Here is an 18,672-nt window from a genome sequence, read left to right on the forward strand (position 1 = left end):
TCAGCTACCCTTGCCCCACGAATCCTTGAGCGTCACGGCACGGTTGAAAACCGGTGCGCCCGGGCGCGAGTCCACGCGGTCGGCGACGAAGTAGCCGTGGCGCTCGAACTGGAAGCGCTGCTCGGGCTGGACATCCTTGAGCGAGGGTTCGAGCATGGCGGTGATCACCTTGCGCGAATCCGGATTGATGTCGTCGAGGAAGTTGCGCTCGAGTTCGGGGGCGTCGCCCTCGCGCCGGCCGCCGGGGGCGGCGACCGAGAAGAGTCGGTCGTAGAGGCGGATTTCGGCCGGGCAGGCATGCGCCGCCGAAACCCAGTGCAGGTTGCCCTTGACCTTGACGCTGTCGGCGCCCGGCGTGCCCGACTTGGTGTCGGGCAGGTAGGTGCAATGCACGGCGATCACCTTGCCGTTCTCGTCCTTGTCGCAGCCGGTGCATTCGACGATGTAGCCATACTTGAGGCGCGCCTTGTTGCCCGGGAAGAGGCGGCGGAAGCCCTTTTCCGGGACTTCCTGGAAGTCCTCGCCCTCGATCCACAACTCGCGACCGAAAGGCATGGTGCGCTGGCCGAGTTCCGGCTTGAGCGGATGGTTGGGCGCGTGGCAGTCCTCGAACTGGCCTTCGGGATAGTTGTCGATGATCAGCTTGAGCGGATCGAGCACGGCAACGCGGCGTTCGTCGGCCTCGTTCATGACCTCGCGCATGGCGTCCTCGAAGACGACGTAGTCGATCAGCGAGTCATGCTTGGAGACGCCGATGCGTTCGGCAAAGAGGCGGAAGCCCTCGGGCGAGTAGCCGCGGCGGCGGGCGCCGACGAGGGTCGGCAGGCGCGGATCGTCCCAGCCGTCGACGTGCTTTTCGTCGACCAGCTGGATCAGCTTGCGCTTGGAGAGGACGACGTAGGTCAGGTTGAGGCGCGAGAATTCGATCTGCTGCGGCAGCGGCCGTTGCAGCAGGCCGCCTTCGGCCAGGCGCTCGAGCAGCCAGTCGTAGAACGGGCGCTGGTCCTCGAACTCGAGCGTGCAGATCGAGTGGGTGATGCACTCGAGCGCGTCCTCGATCGGGTGGGCGAAGGTGTACATCGGATAGACGCACCACTTGTCGCCGGTGTTGTGGTGGGTGGCGTGGCGGATGCGGTAGATGGCCGGGTCGCGCAGGTTGATATTGGCGGCGGCCATGTCGATTTTGGCGCGCAGGATGTGTTGACCGTCAGCGAACTCGCCGGCCTGCATGCGCTTGAACAGGTCCATGTTCTCGGCGACGGAACGGTTGCGGAACGGCGAATCCTTGCCCGGCTGCGTCAGCGTGCCGCGGTTGGCGCGCATTTCCTCGGCCGACTGGCTGTCCACGTAGGCGTGGCCGGTGGCGATCAGGTGCTCGGCGAACTGGACCATCCAGTCGAAGTAGTTGGAAGCGTAGTAGAGGTTGTTCTCGCCTTCGCTCTCCCACGAGCAGCCGAGCCACCGGACGGCGTCGAGGATCGAATCGACGTATTCCTGCTCTTCCTTTTCCGGGTTGGTGTCGTCGAAGCGCATGTGGCAGCGGCCGCCGAATTCGCGGGCGAGGCCGAAGTTGAGCAGGATCGATTTGGCGTGACCGAAGTGCAGGTAGCCGTTCGGTTCGGGCGGAAAACGGGTGCGGATTTTTGCCGCGTCGAGCGGTGCTGCCGCGTGCGTCGCGGCCAGTCCGGGCTGGCCGGCCCAGCGGCGCTGGGCGTGCTTGCCGGCGGCGAGGTCGGCCTCGACGATGTTCTTGATGAAATTGGCGGCGGGCGCGGGAGTCTTGTTTTCGTTGGACATGGGGCCGGTTGGGGCGATTCGGTAAAGCGACATTCTACCAGCGCACCGGCCCGGCAAACGCACCGGACCGGCGTCCGGCCGGTCCGGTGGGCGGGATTTCCCGGTTTACAGGACCAGGCGGCCGACGTACCAGGCCGCAGCGGCCATCAGCGCACTGCACGGGATGGTCAGGATCCATGCCCAGACGATGCCGCCGGCAACGCCCCAGCGCACGTGCCGGGCGCCGCGCGTCGTGCCGACGCCGGCGATGGCGCCGCTGATCGTGTGCGTGGTTGACACCGGGATGCCGAAGGCCGAGGCGAGGAACAGCGTGACCGCGCCGCCGCTGTTGGCGCAGAAGCCGCGCGCCTGGTTCAGTTTGGTGATCCGGTTGCCCATCGTCTTGACGATGCGCCAGCCACCGAACATCGTCCCCAGACCCATCGCCGTGTAGCAGGCGAGGACGACCCAGCCGGGGATTTCCGATTCCGTGGTCGACAGGCCGGCGGCAATCAGGATCATCCAGATGATGCCGACCGTCTTCTGGGCGTCATTGCCGCCGTGACCGAGGCTGTAGGCGGCTGCAGAGATCAGCTGGAAGCGCCGGAAATGCTTGTCCACCTTGCGTGGCGCCATGTTGCGGCAGATCCACGAGACGGCGACCATCAGCAGACCGCCGATGAAGAAGCCGAGCAGCGGGGCGACGAAGATGAAAGCGATGATCTTGAGCACGCCCGAGGCGATCAGGCTGCCGAAGCCGGCCTTGGCCACCGCGGCGCCGACCAGTCCGCCGACCAGTGCGTGCGACGACGACGAGGGGATGCCGTAGTACCAGGTGATGATGTTCCAGGCGATGGCGCCGATCAGCGCGCCGAAGATCACGTAGTGATCGACGATGCTCGGATCGATGGTGCCCTTGCCGATCGTGGCGGCCACCTTGAGATGGAACAGGAAGTAGGCCAGGAAATTGAACGAGGCGGCCCAGAGCACGGCGTGCTGCGGCTTGAGGACGCGGGTCGAGACGATCGTCGCGATCGAATTGGCCGCATCGTGGAAGCCGTTCATGAAGTCGAACAGCAACGCCACCACCACCAGGGTGACGACCACCCCGAGGCTGATGTTGAGGGTTTCCATCGATGGCGCTCAGGAATTCTCGAGAACGATCGCCTCGACCGTGCCGGCAACGTCCTTGCAGCGATCGGTGACCGACTCGAGCAGCTGGTAGATCTCCTTGAGCTTGATCACTTCGCGGACATCCGGTTCTTCGCGGAAGGTCTTCGACATCGCGGTGCGCAGCAGGCGGTCGACATCCGACTCGAGTTCGCCGATCTCCTTGCAGATTTTCAGGATCTGCGGGCCGTTGTCCATGTTGTGCAGCAGCTTGACCAGGTCGGTGACGCGGCGGCAGGAGCGTTCGGTGATCTCGGCCATCGCCTTGGCCTCGGCCGGGATGCGGTGGATGTCGTAGAGCGACATGGCCTCGGCGACGTCCTGCATCATGTCGAGGATGTTGTCCATGCCGTTGATCAGTTCGTGGATCTCGTCGCGATCGAACGGCGTGATGAAGGCGCTGTGCAGGTGGGCAAGCACCTCGTGGGTGATCGTGTCGGCCTCGCTCTCGAGACGGTCGATCTCGTCGGCCAGTTGTTGCGCACCGGCTTCGTCGACGCCGCTGGCGAGCGCGTCGATCAGCTTCAGCAGGGCGCTGCCGCCCTGGGCGACGAGTTCGCCGTGGGCGTTGAAATAGTCGAAATACTTGCCCTCTTTGGGCATCAAGGCACCGAACATGACAGTTTTGTTTTCGTTTTGTGACAAAACGTCATTTTAGCACCCGCCCCGGGGGCGGGTTGCGCTGGATCAATTCGCTGCGATATTTCCCGTTTGTCGCTCAGGCGTGCACGATGCCGAAGATCATGTAGTAGATCATCGCCGCCATCAGCGCCGAGGCCGGGACGGTGATGATCCAGGCAGCGGCGATGCGGAAGACCGCCGAGCGCTTGACCAGTTCGTGGCGATAGACGCGGCGCATCTGCTTGCGCTCGTACTTCGAGAGGTCGGCCTGCGCGGTGCGGGTCTTGAGCTGGTCGAGCATCTCGCGCTTTTCCTGGATGCTGGCCTGGGTGAAGCGCTTGAGGAAGGCGTCGACGACTTCGCGGTCCTCTCCCAGGTGGTGTTCGCGGATTTCCTCGACCATCTTCGAGTAGTTGCTCTTGATGAATTCGCGCAGGAAACCGACCCCGAAGACGCCGCCCAGCGCGATGTGCGTCGAGCTCACCGGCAGGCCCATCTGCGACGCGACAATGACGGTGACGGCGGCCGACATCGCGATGCAGAACGCTCGCATCTGGTCGAGCTCGGTGATTTCGCTGCCCACCGTGCGGATCAGCTTGGGGCCGTAGAGGCCGAGGCCGAGGGCCAGGCCGAGGGCGCCGACGAGCATGATCCAGAGCGGGATCGTGGCTTTCTCGGAGACGGCGCCGTGCATCACGGTATCGGCGATCGCCGCCAGCGGCCCGATCGCGTTGGCGACGTCGTTGGCGCCGTGCGCGAAGCTGAGCAGGGCAGCGGCGAAGATCAGCGGAACGGTGAACAGCGAGTTGATGCTCGCCTTGTCGTTGCCGAGCTGGCCGGCCCGGCGCCGGATCGAGGCGGCGGTCAGCTGCCAGGTGGCGGCGCCGATCGCGGCACCGATCGCGCAGGCGGTCCAGAAGTCGACCTTCCAGACCTTGTTCAGGCCCTTGAGGATCAGGTAGGTCGAGAAGGCGAAGGCCATCAGCGCGATCAGCAGCGGCACGGTCTTCTGTGCGGCGGCGACCATGTCGGCCTGGTAGGTGATCGCGCGCTTGATCCAGAACAGGAAGCCGGCGGCGACGAGGCCGCCGAGCACCGGCGAGATCACCCAGCTGGCGGCGATGCCGCCCATCGTGTTCCAGTTGGCGGCGTCGATGCCGCCGGCCGCGACGCCGGCCCCGAGGACGGCGCCGACGATCGAGTGGGTGGTGGACACCGGGGCGCCGACGGCGGTGGCGAAATTCAGCCAGATCGCACCGGCGAGCAGGGCCGAGGTCATCAGCCAGATGAAGCGGTTGTTGTCGGCGATCGCTTCCGGGTTGATGATGCCGCCGCGGATCGTCGACACCACGTCGCCGCCGGCGATCAGGGCGCCCATCACTTCGAAGATGGCGGCGATGACGATGGCGCCGGTCATCGTGATCGCGTGCGAGCCGACGGCCGGCCCGACGTTGTTGGCGACGTCGTTGGCGCCGATGTTCATCGCCATGTAGCCGCCGATCATCGCGGCGACCACCAGCATGATGCCCTGGGTGCCGGTGACACCGACGCCGAGCGCGGTGTAGATCATGATGCAGACGACGAAGAGCAGGCCCATGCCGAGTCGGGCAAATTCCCGGCGGCCGCGCTTGGTGGCTTTTTCGATGTCGTTGAAGTCCTTGAATTCCATGCTGTTTCTCCAGCCGCTAGGGCGGGTGTCGTGTGCTGTTGCTGGCCTCGCCGGATGGTTTCGGCGACGCGGGGTCTGACAAAGGGCGCTATTGTGACATCGAACGTTTGCCTTGGGTTACGCGCTAGAATGGCCGCCGACGGAGGACGCATGAACGCAATCGGATTTGCTGCAGTTGGACTGGGTGCCGCTTTCGGCGCCTGGACGCGCTGGCTGCTCGGCCTGGCGCTCAACCCGCTGTTCGTCGCGCTGCCGCTGGGCACGCTCGCTGCCAACCTGATCGGCGGCTACCTGGTCGGCGTCGCCGTCGGTGTCTTCCATCTCAACTCGGGCCTGTCGCCGGCGCTCAAGCTGTTCGTGATCACCGGTTTCCTCGGCGGCCTGACCACTTTCTCGACCTTTTCCGCCGAAGTCGTCGAGCGCCTGCTCGCCGGCCAGCCGGCGCTGGCCATCGGCCTCGCCGCGATCCACCTGGGCGGTTCGCTGACGGCGACCTGGCTCGGCCTGCTCAGCGTCGGCGCGACGCGGATCTGGGGCTGATCAGGCGGCCATTTTCAGCAGGCGCAGGCAGTCGACCGTGGACGCCAGGTCGAGCGCGCTGAAATCGTCGAGATTGCGCAGCGCCGGGTCGGCGCCGTTGGCCAGCAGCAGCCTGACCAGCTCGGCCTTGCCGTTCGACGATACATACATCAGGCAGGTGGCGCCGTTGCCGTTCTGGCGGTCGATCTCGATGCCGGCGTCGATCAGGCGCTGGAGCAGCGCGGGATTGCCGTGGTAGCAGGCGAGCCAGAGCGCGTTGCAGCCGTCGATGTTGGTGACGGCGAGATCGACGCCGAGCGTCAGCAGTTCGTCGACGATGTCGAGGCGGCCTTCCTTGCAGGCGCGCATCAGCGGCGTGAAGCGGCCGTCGTCCTGCGGCGCCGACAGCCGGTCGCGGGGAAAGCCATGCTGGTCGAGGAATTGGGCGAGGTCCGGGCTCATGATCCTTCCTGTGTCCGTTGCGGGTAGGGCGGTGCGGTTTCGATGCGCTGATCGACGATGGGCGTGCCGACGGTGAAGTGATAGACGCTCTGCCAGCGTCCGTCGCTCAGCCCGGCAACGTCGTGCACCGGGTCGTCGAAGAAGCAGCCGATGCCGGTGCCGCGCACGCCGGCGGCCTCGGCTTCGAGGTAGAGCGCCTGGCCGATGCGGCCGGCTTCGCGCAGCAGTTCCCGATAGCCGGCGCCGTCGGCGGCGCTGAAATCGGCGAGCATGCCGAGCGAGAAGGCGCTGGTCGCGGCGATGTCCTGATGGCAGTTGAGGGCGCGCGCCAGGCGCTGCAGTTCCAGCAGGCCGGCCCGGGTCAGGCGGCGCAGGCCGAGGTGCGGCGGACAGTCTTCGACCGGCGCGGCATCCGGGAAGCGGGCAGTCAGCGTCGCCGCCAGCTGGGCGCCGGCAGCGCCGCGCGGCAGCAGGTAGAGGCCGCTGTCGAGGCCGTCCACGCGCAGCACGAAGAGCAGCAGATGGACCTGCGCCGGTGCCGTCTGCCCGGTGAACGGGGCGCGCCGGCGCGGCAGCGTGGCGTCGAGCAGGCGCAGGAAGGCGGCGCGCGGCAGTGTCTGGCGCGGGTCGAAGCGCTGGCCGCTGCGGCGCTGGCGGATCAGTTGTGCGGCACCGGCGGTGGTCGGGTGCGCCGGCAGCGGCGGAAATTCGTCGAATTCGACGGTCGACCGTGAAATCGGGGCAATTTCCGCGCTCCGGCTGGCGACTGCTGCCTGGTCGATCAGCGGCCAGCGGTAGCCGGGCGCCGGGTCGATCCGGCTCGGCTTGCCGAGCCAGCCGGCGGCGTCGTGGCGGACGCGCAGCAGCGCCGCGTCGGGCGGCGTGGACAGGCCGGGGGCGTCGATGGCGACGAGGATTTCCGCTTCCTCGCGCTCGCTGCTGGCGGCGCGGCCGGCCGGGAAATCGGCCGCGCGGTCGAGCCCGAGCAGGCCGCCGAGGGTGTCGCTGCCGATGGCCTGCGGGCGCAGCCGCCAGCCGAGCAGTTCGGCGGCGTAGGCGAGGCTGCCGAGGGCGTGGCCGACATCGAGCTGGCAGTAGCGGAAGGCGCGTTCGCCGTACTTCCAGGCTTCGCGCCACATCGCCGACGACAGCGCGATGGCCAGCCAGGGGGCGGCGTCGGCGGGCGGAACGAGGACGCGATGTTCCAGCGCGTGCGCTTCCGGATCGTAGTGATGCAGGCCGTCCGGCACCCCGGCCAGGCCGCCGCACAGTGCCCAGGCCTCGACCGGGTGGAGGTTGCCGGACGACGGGTTGCAGCGCAGCGCCCAGCGGTTCGCTCCCCAGCTTTTCCAGGCCGAGATGGCGAATGCCAGTTCGAACAGCGCGCCCAGGCTGGCCAGCGTTGCCGGCACCGGATTTTCGGGCATTTCGCCGAGTCGACCGTAAGCGCGTTCGTAACGCTCGGCGGCCAGCGGCAGTTCGCACCGCGGGGCACCCAGGTAGTGGCGGAACGGCGCGGGCTGGGCGTCCCAGTCGAGCTGGCCGGGGCCGGCGGCGTAAGCGTCGAAGCGATGCTTGGTGCGGGCGTGGTAAAGGGGCAGCGGGCTTTGTTCGGTATCCGACACGGGCAAGGTCTTTCGGCGGTTTTCACGACGGCGAGCAAGGGCTGTGCCCGTGACTGGTCACGGGCTTGCCGTCATGGGCACCGTCGCCGCGCGGAAGTTCCGTGGCGCCGGGGGGCGTGCTTCAGAACAGCCGGTTCAGCTTGTCCGCCAGCGTGCGTTCATTGGCGAAGCTGAGGTCGTACATCGCTGAAAATGCCTTGGCGTTGTCGTCGCCGAGCCCGGCGATGCACATCACGAACTGCCGGCCTTCCAGTCCGAGGCGTTTTTTCAGCGCCAGGTAACGGTCGATGTTCTGGCGGAACTCGCCGCTCTTGCACTCGATGCATACCGGGATGCTGCCGTCGATCAACATGAAGACGTCGATTTCGTAGGGGTCGCCATTGGCCAGCGTCAGGTTGAGACCGCGGGCGCAGGAAAAGCGGCGACCGCGTTCCTTGGCATGACGCAGGCTGGTCATCAGCGCATGCCATTCCAGCCATTCACCGTTGAAGAAATTGCGGATTGTCGGTGCGCTCTGCAGGATCAGGCGGACGTTGTTTTCCTGCTTGTTGTGAAAGCACTTGGCGACGAAGGAAAAATCGTAGAGCTGCTGGCAGAAGGTCGAGATTGCCTTGGCGTCCTCGGGTGATTTGCGCTCGAGGCTGATCGTGGCGCTGGCGTGCTCCTTCTGTTGCGACCAGCGGATTCTTTCGAGCACCTCCTTGAGCACCGGCAGGTTGGCACCGATGGCTTCGGCGATTTCGTCGAAGAAGCCGCTGGTGTCAACGCCGCGCATGTTGGCCTGGACCTTGATCTGCTTCTTGTGGAACCAGTCGTAGATCGGTCCGTGCTGCAGTTCGTTGGCCAGGCTGTCGGTGTTGCCGAGATCGATGCCGGCAATTTCGCTGGCCGGCGCTGGAGCGGCGGTGGCGGTTGCCGGGGTCAGGCGGATCACTTCACGTTGTGCGGCAAAGTACTTGTCGAGCAGCTTTTCGATGAAGAACAGCGCCGGGTAGACCGGGGTCGGTGTGCCGCACTTCGGGCAGGCGACGTTCTTGCCGACAAAGTCGTCAGGGTGCTCGGCGAGCAGTGCGCATTTGTTGCACCGGATGATGGCCATGAAAAAAATCCGCGGGTTTGAGTCCGCGGATTATAACGGGCGAATAATGCCGACGGGCTGCTCGTCAGACCCGGAAGCGGGCAGTTTCGGCGCTCAGGTTGCGTGCGGTGTCGAGCAGCGATTGGGCGGCCAGCGCGGTGGTGCGCATGCTCGAACCGGTGTCTTCGACCTGGTTGGCGATGCGTTCGACCTGCTGCGCCAGCGAGGTGCTGGCCTCGCTCTGTTCGCGGGTCGAGGCGGCGACGTCGCGGACCAGTCCCTGGGCGGCGCGCGAGCCTTCGGCGATGCGGTGCAGCAGCTCGGTCGTCTCGCCGGCGGTGGTCCGTGCCTGCTCGGCTTCCGGCAGGGCGGCGTCCATGACCCGGGCGGCGTTGAGCGTTTCGCTCTGGATCCGGTCGACGACACCGGAGATTTCCAGCGTGGCCTTCTCGGTGCGTTCGGCGAGGACACGCACCTCGTCGGCGACGACCGCGAAGCCGCGGCCCTGTTCGCCGGCGCGGGCGGCTTCGATGGCGGCGTTGAGGGCGAGCAGGTTGGTCTGGCCGGCGATGTCCTTGATCACCGAGGCGATGCGCGCGACTTCCTGGGCGTTGGCTGACAGCGTGCGCACCTTCTCGGCGGCTTCGCCGACGGTGCCGGCCATCGTCGCGATGTTGGCGGCAACGGTTTCGACGCTGCGCTCGCCCTGGACGGCGAGTTCGGCGGCGCTGCTGGCGTGTTCCTCGGTTTCGCCGGCGTTGCTCGAAACGTGGGTGATCGAGACGGTCAGCTCCTCCATCGCCGCCGCCATCGTCTGCGTCGCGTCGGTCTGCGCCGAGGCGGCGTCGGCGACGCGGGCCGAGGTGTCGGAGATTTCCTGGGCGGCGCTGGCGACCTGGGCGGCGTTCTGGGTGATGTTGGCCATCATCCGGCGCAGCGCACCGACCAGTTGGTTGAGTTCGCCGAGCAGGCTGCCGGGCACGGTGCGCTCGATCGAGACGGTCAGGTCGCCGGCTGCGACCTTGCTCATCGTCGCCACTGCCAGCGCCGGTTCGCCGCCGATCTGGGCGAGCAGCGAGCGCGCCACCCACCAGGTGATGCCGCCGACCAGCACGAGGATCAGCGCGATGACGATGCCGGCGTTGCGCAGTTGCTGGTAGAACAGCGTGTCGAGGTCGTCGATGTACAGCCCGGTGCCGATCACCCAGTCCCAGGGGGCGTAGTGTTCGACGCGCTGGAGCTTGGGCACCAGCGCCTCGCTGCCTGGCCGGGCGGTTTGCGTCTCGGTGAAACCGGTCTTGTCGATGGCGGTCTTGACCAGGTCGCGGACGGTGTAGTTGCCCTGTTTGTCCTGGCGGTCCCAGTGGCTCTTGCCGACGTATTCGGGGCGGATCGGGTGCATCACGCCGATGCCCTTGCTGTCGTAGGCGTAGAAATATTCCGGGCCAAGGTAGCGCATGCCGCGCAGCGCCGCCAGCGCGTGTTTCTGGGCCTCTTCGCGGCTGAGTTCGCCCTTGGTTTCCTGGTCGTGGAAGGCCTTGACCGTGGTCATCGCGATGTCGATGGCGGCGTTCAGCGTCGCCTTGCGGTCCTCGAGCAACTGCGTGCGCAGGTGCAGGACCTGGAAGGTGCCGAGCAGGATCAGGCCGAGCAGGGCGACCAGGACCGACAGGGTCAGGCGCCCCTTCATGCTGGCAAAGTTGAAAATGCCCATGGTATTTCTCCGAGGAATTTGGTGTTTTGGATAACTTTGTTCTTTTTACCCGCAGAGTATGACAGTCCTGCGGCGCTGTCCATGCGAATTTGCGTTGCAACGAAATTGCAATCTGCGGGTAAGACAATGCGCGGGTTTCCATCAAACCCTTCCCGGAGAAAAACCATGCGTCAATTGCTTCTTGCCTCGGCCGTCGTCTTCGTCCTGTCTGCCTGTGCCAGCCAATCCACGCCGCCGGCCAAGCCGGCTGCCGCACCGGCTGCTGCGCCGGCCGCCGCCAAGGCGCCGCAGTGCTGGAACGGCGATCTCGGTGCCTTCCAGGCGGTCGGCACCAAGGCGACGATCTCCGGCGTTGCCGTCAGCTGCAAGGCAACCAGCGACGGCAAGAGCGCCCAGTGGATGGGTGCCGGCCACTAAGCACGGTCGCCGCATCCCGGTGCCAGCGCCGCCTGCGGGCGGCGTTTGCGTTGGCGGACGAATATAATCCGGCCCCATGTCCGCCCATACCCGCAAGCCCGCGTCGCGCGACGACGTCGCCCTGACCTCCCTGACCGCCGATGCCCGCCGCCTGCGCGCGCTGCAGCGCGACCTGCCACGGTCGACCGGCGAAAAACGGCAAAAACTGCAGGCCGACCTGGAAAGGCTGCTCGCCGCCTCGCAGGCCGCCGTCGCCGAACGGCGCAGCAAGCTGCCCAAGCCGGAATTCCAGCCCGACCTGCCGGTCAACGAGCGGCGCGACGAAATCGCCAGGCTGATTGCCGACAACCAGGTGGTCATCGTCTGCGGCGAAACCGGCTCGGGCAAGACCACACAGTTGCCAAAGATCTGCCTCGATCTCGGCATCGGCGCCCGTGGCCTGATCGGCCATACGCAGCCGCGCCGGCTGGCCGCGCGGTCGGTGGCGACGCGGCTGGCGCAGGAACTGAAGACCCAGGTCGGCGCCGGCGTCGGCGTGAAAATTCGCTTCCACGACAAGTCGACCGTGGACAGCTGGGTCAAGTTGATGACCGACGGCATCCTGCTCGCCGAGTCGCAAAGCGATCCCTACCTGAACGCCTACGAGGCGATCATCATCGACGAGGCGCACGAGCGTAGCCTGAACATCGACTTCCTGCTCGGCTACCTGAAGCAGTTGCTGCCGCGCCGGCCGGACCTCAAGCTCATCATTACCTCGGCGACCATCGATGCCGAGCGCTTCTCGCAGCATTTCAACGCGAATGGGAAACCTGCTCCGGTGATCGAGGTGTCCGGCCGCCTGTATCCGGTCGAAGTACGCCATCGCCCGGTCGAGGACATCGACAAGAAGGACGACGAGCGCGACCTCTACGATGCCATCGTCGATGCCGCCGACGAGCTGGCCCGGCAGGGTTCCGGCGACATCCTGGTCTTCCTGCCCGGCGAGCGCGAAATCCGCGAGGCGGCGGAGGCGCTGCGCAAGCACGCGCTGGCGCGGCCCGGCCTGTCCAGCGCGCATGCGCCGGAAATCCTGCCGCTGTTCTCGCGCCTGTCGGCCGGCGAGCAGGACCGCATCTTCAAGCCCTCGGGCGGCCAGCGGCGCATCGTGCTGGCCACCAACGTCGCCGAAACCTCGCTCACCGTGCCGGGCATCCGCTACGTCATCGACACCGGTCTGGCGCGGGTCAAGCGCTACTCGTACCGCAACAAGGTCGAGCAGTTGCAGGTCGAGAAGATTTCGCAGGCGGCGGCGCGGCAGCGCGCCGGCCGCTGCGGCCGCGTCGCCGCCGGCGTCTGCATCCGTTTGTACGATGAGGCCGATTTCAACGCGCGGCCGCCGTTTACCGATCCGGAAATCCTGCGCTCCTCGCTGGCCGGCGTCATCCTGCGCATGAAGTCGCTGCGCCTGACCGATGTCGAGAGCTTCCCCTTCATCGAGCCGCCGCCGGCCAAGGCGATCAGCGACGGCTACGCGCTGTTGCAGGAACTCGGCGCGCTCGACGATGAAAACCGCCTGACCAAGGTCGGCGAGGCGCTGGCGAAACTGCCGCTCGATCCGCGCATCGGCCGCATGCTGGTCGCTGCCCGCGACCTCGGCTGCCTGAAGGAAGTGCTGGTGATCGCTGCCGGGCTGTCCACGCAGGACCCGCGCGAACGGCCGCAGGAGCGTCAGCAGGCGGCGGACGAGAAGCACAAGCTGTTCGCCGACGAGAAATCGGAATTCCTGAGTTGGGTCAAACTCTGGCAGTGGTTCCAGAACGCGGTCGAGCACAAGAAATCGAACAAGTCGCTGGTCGATACCTGCCACGCGAACTTCCTCTCCTACCTGCGCCTGCGCGAATGGCGCGAGGTACATGGCCAGTTGCACGCGATGGTCGCCGAGCTGGGCTGGAAGGAAAACGACCTCCCCGGCACTTACGATGCCATCCATATGGCCTTGCTTTCCGGCCTGCTCGGCAACATTGGCTGCAAGTCGGACGAGTCCGGCTACTACCTCGGCGCGCGCGGCATCCGCTTCCTGATCCACCCGTCGTCGCCGCTGCAGAAGAAGGCCGGCAAGTGGATCATGGCCGCCGAGATCACCGAGACGACGCGCCTGTTCGGTCGTTGCGTGGCGCGCATCGAGGATGCCTGGATCGAGAAAGTGGGCGCTCACCTGATCAAGCGCCAGTACTTCGATCCGCACTGGGAAAAAAAGGCGATGCAGGTCGCCGGCTGGGAACGGACGACGCTCTACGGGATCGTCATCAACCCGAAGCGGCGCATCCACTACGGCCCGCTGGCGCCGGCCGAGGCGCGCGAGATTTTCATCCGCCAGGGGCTGGTCGGCGAGGAGATCGAGGAAAGCTTTGCCAAGCGCTGGCCCTTCTTTCAGCACAACCAGAAGCAGATTCGCGAGATCGAGAAGATCGAGCACAAGCAGCGCCGCCAGGACGTGCTGGTCGACGACGAACTGATCTTCGCCTTCTACGATCACATCATTCCGGAAGACATCCACAACGGCGCGACCTTCGACCACTGGCGCAAGAGCGCCGAGCAGGAAAACCCCAAGCTGCTCTTCCTGGCCAAGGACGACCTGATGCGCCACTCGGCGGCCGGTGTCACCACCGAGGCCTTCCCGCACAAGCTCAAGGCCGGCGGTGTGGAGTACGCGCTCACTTATCACTTCGAGCCCGGATCGCCGAGGGATGGCGTGACGCTGACGCTGCCGCTGGCGCAGCTCAACCAGATTCCGGCAGCGCGCATGGAATGGCTGGTGCCGGGCCTGATCAAGGAAAAACTGGTGCAGTTGATCAAGACGCTGCCGCAGAAAATCCGCGCCAAGCTGGTGCCGGTGCCGGAATTTGTCGAAGAATTCCTGTCGACCGTAGAGGGCAACGACCGCAAGCTCAACCAGGGCATCGTCACGCCGCTGATCGAATTCATCCTCGAAGCGCGCGGCCTCAACGCGCGCGGCTGGGCGGTGACGCCCGACGTCTTCCGCCCCGACGCGCTGCCGCCGCACTTCTCGATGAACTACAAGCTGATCGACGAGCACGGCCGCCAACTCGACATGAACCGCAGTCTGGTCGCGCTGCGCGGCGAATGGGGCAAGGAAGCCAAGGAGGAATTCGCCGAGCTGCACGAAACGCCGTCCGAATACACGAAACTGACAGACTGGACCTTCGGCGAGCTCCCGGAACTGATGGAAGTCCCGGTCGGCAAGCAGACGGTGATCGGCTACCCGGCGCTGATCGACGACGGCGAAACGGTCAGCCTGAAGGTCTTCGATTCCCCCGAGGAAGCCGCCGATGCGCACCGCAAGGGCCTGTCGCGGCTGTTCATGCTGCAGTTCAGGGAGCAGGTGAAGTACTTCGACAAGAACGTCCCCGGCCTGACCCAGATGGCGATGCAGTTCATGGCGCTGGGCAGCAGCGACGACCTGAAGCGGCAGATCGTCGAATTGACGTTCGAACGCGCCTGCCTGACCGAGCCGCTGCCGACCACACCGGAGGCTTTCAAGGCGCGCTGCGCCGAGGCCAAGGCGCGGCTCGGGCTGATCATGCAGGAAGTCTGCCGCCTGGTCGGCACCGTGCTCACCGAATGGCAAGCGGCGGTCAAGAAGCTGCCGGCGTTCAAGGCGCACGCGGCGGCCGTCGCCGACATCGAGGCGCAGTTGAAGCGGCTGATCGGCAGGAACTTCGTTGTCGACACACCCTTCGAGCGCCTGCAGCACTACCCGCGCTACCTGAAAGCGATCGGCGTGCGCCTCGACAAGCTCAAGGCCAATCCGGCGCGTGACGCCCAGTCGATGGCCGAGTATGCGCCGCTGTGGACCAACTACGAGCGGCGGGCGATCCAGCTGGCGAAGATGGGCACGGTCGACCCGCAAATCGAGCAATTCCGCTGGCTGCTCGAAGAACTGCGTGTCGGGCTGTACGCGCAGGAACTGCGCACGCCGGTGCCGGTCTCGGTCAAGCGGCTGCAGAAACAGTGGGAAGGGATGGCCCGCTGACTCAGGCCTGGACGCTGATGTTGCCGACGCCGGCGATGCCGGAGGCGCTGCCGACGCTGGCCAGCGTCGGCGTGATCCCGGCGGCGCTGGCCAGCCCGCTGTAGAGCTCGCCGCCGCCGCTGAGCGCGGCGTCTACCTGGCGCAGGGCGCTTTCTGCCTGCCTGACTTCGTCCTGTTCCTGCTGGCGGGCTTCGCGCATCTTGGCCTTGACCAGTTCGAGCAGGGCCTTGAGCTGTTTCGCCGCTTCCTGAAGCTTGTCGCGTAGCGACTTGGCGTTGCCGGTGTTCTTTCCCGCCGGCGCTGTCGCCGAGCCTGCCTGCGCGCTGTCCTGGCCGTCGCTGTCGCTGCTTGTCTCGCCATCGGTGGCGGCAAGCTCGCCGCTGTCTGCGGCGGTGCTTGCCGTCGTCCCGGCGGCGGCCGCCGAACTGCCGGCGGTGCTGTCGCCAGCCGTGGCGGTGCTGCCCTGCTGAACCTGGACCGAGACGGCGCTGCCGTTCCCGCCACTGTCGCCGCCGGCCGCCTTGGCCAGGCTGGCAAGCTCCTTGGCGATCGCCGAGATCTGGCGAAGTATGGCCTTGGCCTGCTCCGGCGGCAGGCCGATCAGCATTGCCCGCAACTGCTTGATCCGTTCCTTCAGTTGTTCGACGCGGGCTTCGGCACGCGCCTTCGCGGCTTCCTTCGGGCTGGGCATGGCACGCAGGCGTTGCAGGCCTTCCTGCATGTTCTGCCATTGCTTTTCCTGGCGCTTTTCCCAGACCTCGCGGGCGCTGGTCGAGGCTTGGGCGGTCTGGGTTGTGGCGGTCAGAGGCTGCAGTTTCATCGGGTTCGGATGGGGCGGCGGCAATGCTTGTTCTACGGCGGTGCCGGCAAAAACTTTAAAATGCGCCCTGCGTCCTTTTTCCCGAAGGTAGTGTGATGGATCTCGTGGTTCTGGCCCTGGGCCGCTCGCTGGCCGACCTGCGCGTTGGTCGGGTCTGGCTCTATCTGTTGCTGCCGGCGCTGGCCGCCCTGGTGCTGGCGGTGGTGCTTGGCTTCTCGGCGCTCGGCTGGCTGGTCGGCCAGTTGCTCGACGTGCCGCCAATGACCTGGCTGGCGGCCTGGGGGCTGGTCTGGCTGGCGCATCTGCTGGCCTGGCTTGGCGGCTGGATGGCGCTGTTCGCGCTGGCTTACCTGTGTGCCCTGCTGATCGCCGCCGTCGTCATCATGCCCTTGCTGCTCAAGCATCTCGCCGACAGCGAATACCGTGACCTGGCGGCGATGGGGCGTGACAGTTTCGTTGCTGCCACGGTCAACAGCCTGGGGGCGGCAATTTTGTTCGTCGTCGCCTGGCTGGCGACGATTCCGCTGTGGCTGATTCCCGGGATGTCGCTGCTCATCCCGCTGCTGCTGATGGCCTGGCTGAACCGCCGGACCTTCGCCTACGACGCCCTGTCGCTGCACGCGACCGACGCCGAATGGGCCTGCCTGCGGGCGCAATACCGCTGGCCCTTGTTGATGCTCGGGCTGGTCATGGCTCTGCTTGCGCATCTGCCGGTCGTTGGTCTGCTGGTGCCGGCGCTGGCCGCGCTATCATTCGTCCACTTCGGGCTGGAAGCCCTGCGTCGCCTGCGCGGCGGTGCGATCGTCAGCATTCAGGGAGAGCATTCATGAGTCGTATTTTTGGCGCCGTCATCATTGGCGACGAAATCCTGTCCGGCAAGCGCCAGGACAAGCACTTCGCCAGGATCGCGGAAATGCTCGGTGCACGCGGGCTGCAGTTGTCGTGGGTCGAATATCTCGGCGATGACCGCCAGCGCCTGACCGACACCTTCAAGCGCACGATGGCCGCCGGCGATGTCGTCTTTTCCTGCGGCGGCATCGGCAACACGCCGGACGACCATACCCGGCAGGCGGTTGCGGCGGCGCTCGGCGTTGATCTTGAACTGCACCCGGAGGGCTTCGAGGAACTGAAGGTGCGTTTTGCCGATGAGGAAATCACCGACACGCGCAAGCTGCTGGTCACCTTTCCGCGTGGCGTGCGCATCGTGCCCAACCCGTTCAACCGGATTCCCGGTTTCATGGCCAACGATCACTATTTCGTCCCGGGTTTCCCGCAGATGGCACATCCGATGATCGAATGGGCGCTCGATACCTTCTACCGGGACGAATTCAAGGCAGTCGGTGACAGGATTGAAAAGGCTTTCCTGCTAACCGGAGCGAATGCCTACGAGAGCGCATTGCTCGACCTGATGGAGCGGATCGTGGCCGCCTACCCGGCGCTGCGACTGTTCTCGCTGCCCTCGCTGGTCGGTCAGGAGCGTCGCCACCTCGAACTTGGCGTCGAAGGGGCGCCGGCCCTGGTCGACCGGGCGATGGAGGAGATCCGCGTCGAGGTCGAGCAACGCGGCATCACCTGGCGCTGGCGCGACGCATGAAGCCGGCCGGGCATCCCACCGCGCAACGCACCCAGCAACTGCTGGCGGCGGCCGGGCTGGCCGGTGCGGTGGTCGAATTCGAGCAGCCGACCCGGACCAGTGCCGAAGCGGCGACAGCGATCGGCTGCTCGGTTGCCGAGATCGCCAAGTCCATCGTCTTTCGCGGCAAGGCAAGCGGGCAGGCGGTACTGGTAGTCGCCAGCGGCGACAATCGCGTCTGCGAGCGCAAGGTGGCGGCGCTGGTCGGCGAAAAGCTGGGCCGCGCCGATGCCGATTTCGTCCGTGCGGCGACCGGTTACACCATCGGCGGTGTCGCGCCGCTGGGGCATGCGCAGCCGGTCCGTCTGCTGCTCGACCGCGATCTGCAGAGGTTTGCGCGGATCTGGGCGGCCGGGGGGACACCGTATTCGGTGTTTCCGCTGACGCCGTCCGAGTTGCAGGCGCTGACCGGAAGCGATTGGCAGGATATTCGCCAGGACTGACCGGCGGTCAACAAAAAAGCCCGCGTCGGGCGCGGGCTGATCGGGGCGCCGGTGGCTTACTTGGCGGCGCTCTTGCGGGCCGCAGCGGTGGCGCTGCTCTTGGCCGGTGCGGCAGCCTTGGTGGCAACCTGCATGTTGGCTTCGGCGATGTCCGACAGCTGCTTGGCCATCGAGGTCATCTGGTCGAAGGCCTTGGTCGAGGCGCCGAGCATCGACTGCATGGTGGCCGCGAAGACGTCACCACCGACCGGTGCCGAAGCCTTGGCCTTTTCGACGGCGCTGGCAGCGTTCTTCTGGAAGCTGCTGTACTGGCTTTCCATGACCGAGGTGACTTCCTTCTGCATCTCGGAAACCAGGTCGTACACGCTGCGCGAGTATTCCATCAGCTTCTCGACGTTCGGCTGGGCCAGTTCGCTGTTCAGCTTGGCAACGGCGTTGGCATCCTTGGCAGCCAGCAATTGCTGGGTGTTGGCAACCGTCGCGTTGAAGAACTCGCGGGAAGCCGCCATGTTGAGTGCGGTCAGGCGCTCCAGGCCGTTGAAGGCGGTGCGCATCAGCGCCGTCATGACTTCGGCGTTGGCTTTTTGTGCTGCGGTCAGTTGCTCGAGGTTCGGGTTGCTCATCATCATCTCCAGTATGTTTTGGGCGCTACGGATGAAACGAAACCTCCGCCCGAAGGCGGAGGCCGGAAT

General features: G+C 66.1%; 16 protein-coding genes. 6 read left to right on the forward strand and 10 right to left on the reverse strand.

Annotation, left to right across the window (positions count from 1 at the left end; genetic code table 11):
- From DFR40_RS13985 to DFR40_RS14000, 4 genes are all read right to left on the reverse strand, one after another.
- Window positions 1-1,797 carry a glutamine--tRNA ligase/YqeY domain fusion protein gene (locus tag DFR40_RS13985; RefSeq protein WP_121459119.1) on the reverse strand — a complete coding sequence of 599 codons (1,797 nt, stop codon included), beginning with the start codon at window positions 1,795-1,797 and terminating at the stop codon, window positions 1-3.
- 105 nt (window positions 1,798-1,902) lie between these two features.
- Window positions 1,903-2,910 carry an inorganic phosphate transporter gene (locus DFR40_RS13990; RefSeq protein WP_121459120.1) on the reverse strand — a complete coding sequence of 336 codons (1,008 nt, stop codon included), beginning with the start codon at window positions 2,908-2,910 and terminating at the stop codon, window positions 1,903-1,905.
- A 9-nt stretch (window positions 2,911-2,919) separates the two neighbouring features.
- Window positions 2,920-3,564: a DUF47 domain-containing protein gene (locus tag DFR40_RS13995; protein WP_121459121.1), complete on the reverse strand. Its 645-nt coding sequence runs from the start codon at window positions 3,562-3,564 to the stop codon at window positions 2,920-2,922.
- Window positions 3,565-3,664: 100 nt separating this feature from the next.
- The gene (locus DFR40_RS14000; RefSeq protein ID WP_121459122.1) at window positions 3,665-5,236 is read right to left on the reverse strand and encodes an inorganic phosphate transporter; all 1,572 of its coding nucleotides are present in this window, start codon (window positions 5,234-5,236) and stop codon (window positions 3,665-3,667) included.
- A 150-nt stretch (window positions 5,237-5,386) separates the two neighbouring features.
- On the opposite strand from DFR40_RS14000, the gene crcB reads away from it, so the two are divergent.
- Window positions 5,387-5,776 (forward strand): fluoride efflux transporter CrcB, encoded by a 390-nt coding sequence (gene crcB / locus DFR40_RS14005; protein ID WP_121459285.1) that lies wholly within the window; start codon window positions 5,387-5,389, stop codon window positions 5,774-5,776.
- Here the strand turns inward: crcB and DFR40_RS14010 are convergent, their stop codons facing one another.
- From DFR40_RS14010 to DFR40_RS14025, 4 genes are all read right to left on the reverse strand, one after another.
- Window positions 5,777-6,217, reverse strand: a complete 441-nt coding sequence (locus tag DFR40_RS14010; protein WP_121459123.1) for an ankyrin repeat domain-containing protein — start codon at window positions 6,215-6,217, stop codon at window positions 5,777-5,779.
- A complete protein-coding gene (locus DFR40_RS14015) occupies window positions 6,214-7,842 on the reverse strand; it encodes a SagB/ThcOx family dehydrogenase (RefSeq protein ID WP_121459124.1) in 1,629 nt (542 codons plus the stop codon). Before DFR40_RS14015 ends, DFR40_RS14010 begins: the two co-directional genes overlap by 4 nt.
- Before the next feature lie 121 nt (window positions 7,843-7,963).
- Window positions 7,964-8,941 (reverse strand): hypothetical protein, encoded by a 978-nt coding sequence (locus DFR40_RS14020; RefSeq protein WP_121459125.1) that lies wholly within the window; start codon window positions 8,939-8,941, stop codon window positions 7,964-7,966.
- 64 nt (window positions 8,942-9,005) lie between these two features.
- Window positions 9,006-10,634, reverse strand: coding sequence for a methyl-accepting chemotaxis protein (locus DFR40_RS14025; RefSeq protein ID WP_121459126.1), 1,629 nt, complete (start codon window positions 10,632-10,634; stop codon window positions 9,006-9,008).
- A gap of 165 nt (window positions 10,635-10,799) precedes the next feature.
- Here DFR40_RS14025 and DFR40_RS14030 point away from each other — a divergent pair, with 165 nt between their 5' ends.
- A complete protein-coding gene (locus tag DFR40_RS14030; protein WP_121459127.1) occupies window positions 10,800-11,051 on the forward strand; it encodes a hypothetical protein in 252 nt (83 codons plus the stop codon).
- Between the two features lie 76 nt (window positions 11,052-11,127).
- Window positions 11,128-15,084 (forward strand): ATP-dependent RNA helicase HrpA, encoded by a 3,957-nt coding sequence (hrpA, locus tag DFR40_RS14035; RefSeq protein WP_121459128.1) that lies wholly within the window; start codon window positions 11,128-11,130, stop codon window positions 15,082-15,084.
- A 1-nt stretch (window position 15,085) separates the two neighbouring features.
- Here the strand turns inward: hrpA and DFR40_RS14040 are convergent, their stop codons facing one another.
- On the reverse strand, window positions 15,086-15,904 hold the full coding sequence (locus DFR40_RS14040; RefSeq protein WP_121459129.1) for a hypothetical protein: 819 nt from the start codon (window positions 15,902-15,904) through the stop codon (window positions 15,086-15,088).
- Between the two features lie 95 nt (window positions 15,905-15,999).
- Here DFR40_RS14040 and DFR40_RS14045 point away from each other — a divergent pair, with 95 nt between their 5' ends.
- From DFR40_RS14045 to DFR40_RS14055, 3 genes are read left to right on the forward strand one after another with little or no spacing between them, the layout of a single operon-like run.
- Window positions 16,000-16,734, forward strand: a complete 735-nt coding sequence (locus DFR40_RS14045; RefSeq protein ID WP_121459130.1) for an EI24 domain-containing protein — start codon at window positions 16,000-16,002, stop codon at window positions 16,732-16,734.
- Window positions 16,731-17,498 carry a competence/damage-inducible protein A gene (locus DFR40_RS14050; protein WP_121459131.1) on the forward strand — a complete coding sequence of 256 codons (768 nt, stop codon included), beginning with the start codon at window positions 16,731-16,733 and terminating at the stop codon, window positions 17,496-17,498. The genes DFR40_RS14045 and DFR40_RS14050 overlap by 4 nt, the downstream gene beginning before the upstream one ends.
- Window positions 17,495-17,980, forward strand: coding sequence for a YbaK/EbsC family protein (locus tag DFR40_RS14055; RefSeq protein ID WP_121459132.1), 486 nt, complete (start codon window positions 17,495-17,497; stop codon window positions 17,978-17,980). The genes DFR40_RS14050 and DFR40_RS14055 overlap by 4 nt, the downstream gene beginning before the upstream one ends.
- A 56-nt stretch (window positions 17,981-18,036) precedes the next feature.
- Here DFR40_RS14055 and DFR40_RS14060 read toward each other — a convergent pair whose 3' ends face one another.
- Window positions 18,037-18,603 (reverse strand): phasin family protein, encoded by a 567-nt coding sequence (locus tag DFR40_RS14060; protein WP_121459286.1) that lies wholly within the window; start codon window positions 18,601-18,603, stop codon window positions 18,037-18,039.
- Between the last annotated feature and the right edge of the window lie 69 nt (window positions 18,604-18,672).

Origin of the sequence: Azonexus fungiphilus (assembly GCF_003634965.1) — a bacterium.
In the GTDB taxonomy this organism is placed as follows: Bacteria; Pseudomonadota; Gammaproteobacteria; order Burkholderiales; family Rhodocyclaceae; genus Azonexus; species Azonexus fungiphilus.

Excerpts from the sequence above, each read along its gene's own strand:
- DFR40_RS13985 (WP_121459119.1), bottom strand. The coding sequence starts at position 1,797 with ATGTCCAACGAAAACAAGACTCCCGCGCCCGCCGCCAATTTCATCAAG.
- DFR40_RS13990 (WP_121459120.1), bottom strand. The coding sequence starts at position 2,910 with ATGGAAACCCTCAACATCAGCCTCGGGGTGGTCGTCACCCTGGTGGTG.
- DFR40_RS13995 (WP_121459121.1), bottom strand. The coding sequence starts at position 3,564 with ATGTTCGGTGCCTTGATGCCCAAAGAGGGCAAGTATTTCGACTATTTC.
- DFR40_RS14000 (WP_121459122.1), bottom strand. The coding sequence starts at position 5,236 with ATGGAATTCAAGGACTTCAACGACATCGAAAAAGCCACCAAGCGCGGC.
- crcB (WP_121459285.1), top strand. The coding sequence starts at position 5,387 with ATGAACGCAATCGGATTTGCTGCAGTTGGACTGGGTGCCGCTTTCGGC.
- DFR40_RS14010 (WP_121459123.1), bottom strand. The coding sequence starts at position 6,217 with ATGAGCCCGGACCTCGCCCAATTCCTCGACCAGCATGGCTTTCCCCGC.
- DFR40_RS14020 (WP_121459125.1), bottom strand. The coding sequence starts at position 8,941 with ATGGCCATCATCCGGTGCAACAAATGCGCACTGCTCGCCGAGCACCCT.
- DFR40_RS14025 (WP_121459126.1), bottom strand. The coding sequence starts at position 10,634 with ATGGGCATTTTCAACTTTGCCAGCATGAAGGGGCGCCTGACCCTGTCG.
- DFR40_RS14030 (WP_121459127.1), top strand. The coding sequence starts at position 10,800 with ATGCGTCAATTGCTTCTTGCCTCGGCCGTCGTCTTCGTCCTGTCTGCC.
- hrpA (WP_121459128.1), top strand. The coding sequence starts at position 11,128 with ATGTCCGCCCATACCCGCAAGCCCGCGTCGCGCGACGACGTCGCCCTG.
- DFR40_RS14040 (WP_121459129.1), bottom strand. The coding sequence starts at position 15,904 with ATGAAACTGCAGCCTCTGACCGCCACAACCCAGACCGCCCAAGCCTCG.
- DFR40_RS14045 (WP_121459130.1), top strand. The coding sequence starts at position 16,000 with ATGGATCTCGTGGTTCTGGCCCTGGGCCGCTCGCTGGCCGACCTGCGC.
- DFR40_RS14050 (WP_121459131.1), top strand. The coding sequence starts at position 16,731 with ATGAGTCGTATTTTTGGCGCCGTCATCATTGGCGACGAAATCCTGTCC.
- DFR40_RS14055 (WP_121459132.1), top strand. The coding sequence starts at position 17,495 with ATGAAGCCGGCCGGGCATCCCACCGCGCAACGCACCCAGCAACTGCTG.
- DFR40_RS14060 (WP_121459286.1), bottom strand. The coding sequence starts at position 18,603 with ATGAGCAACCCGAACCTCGAGCAACTGACCGCAGCACAAAAAGCCAAC.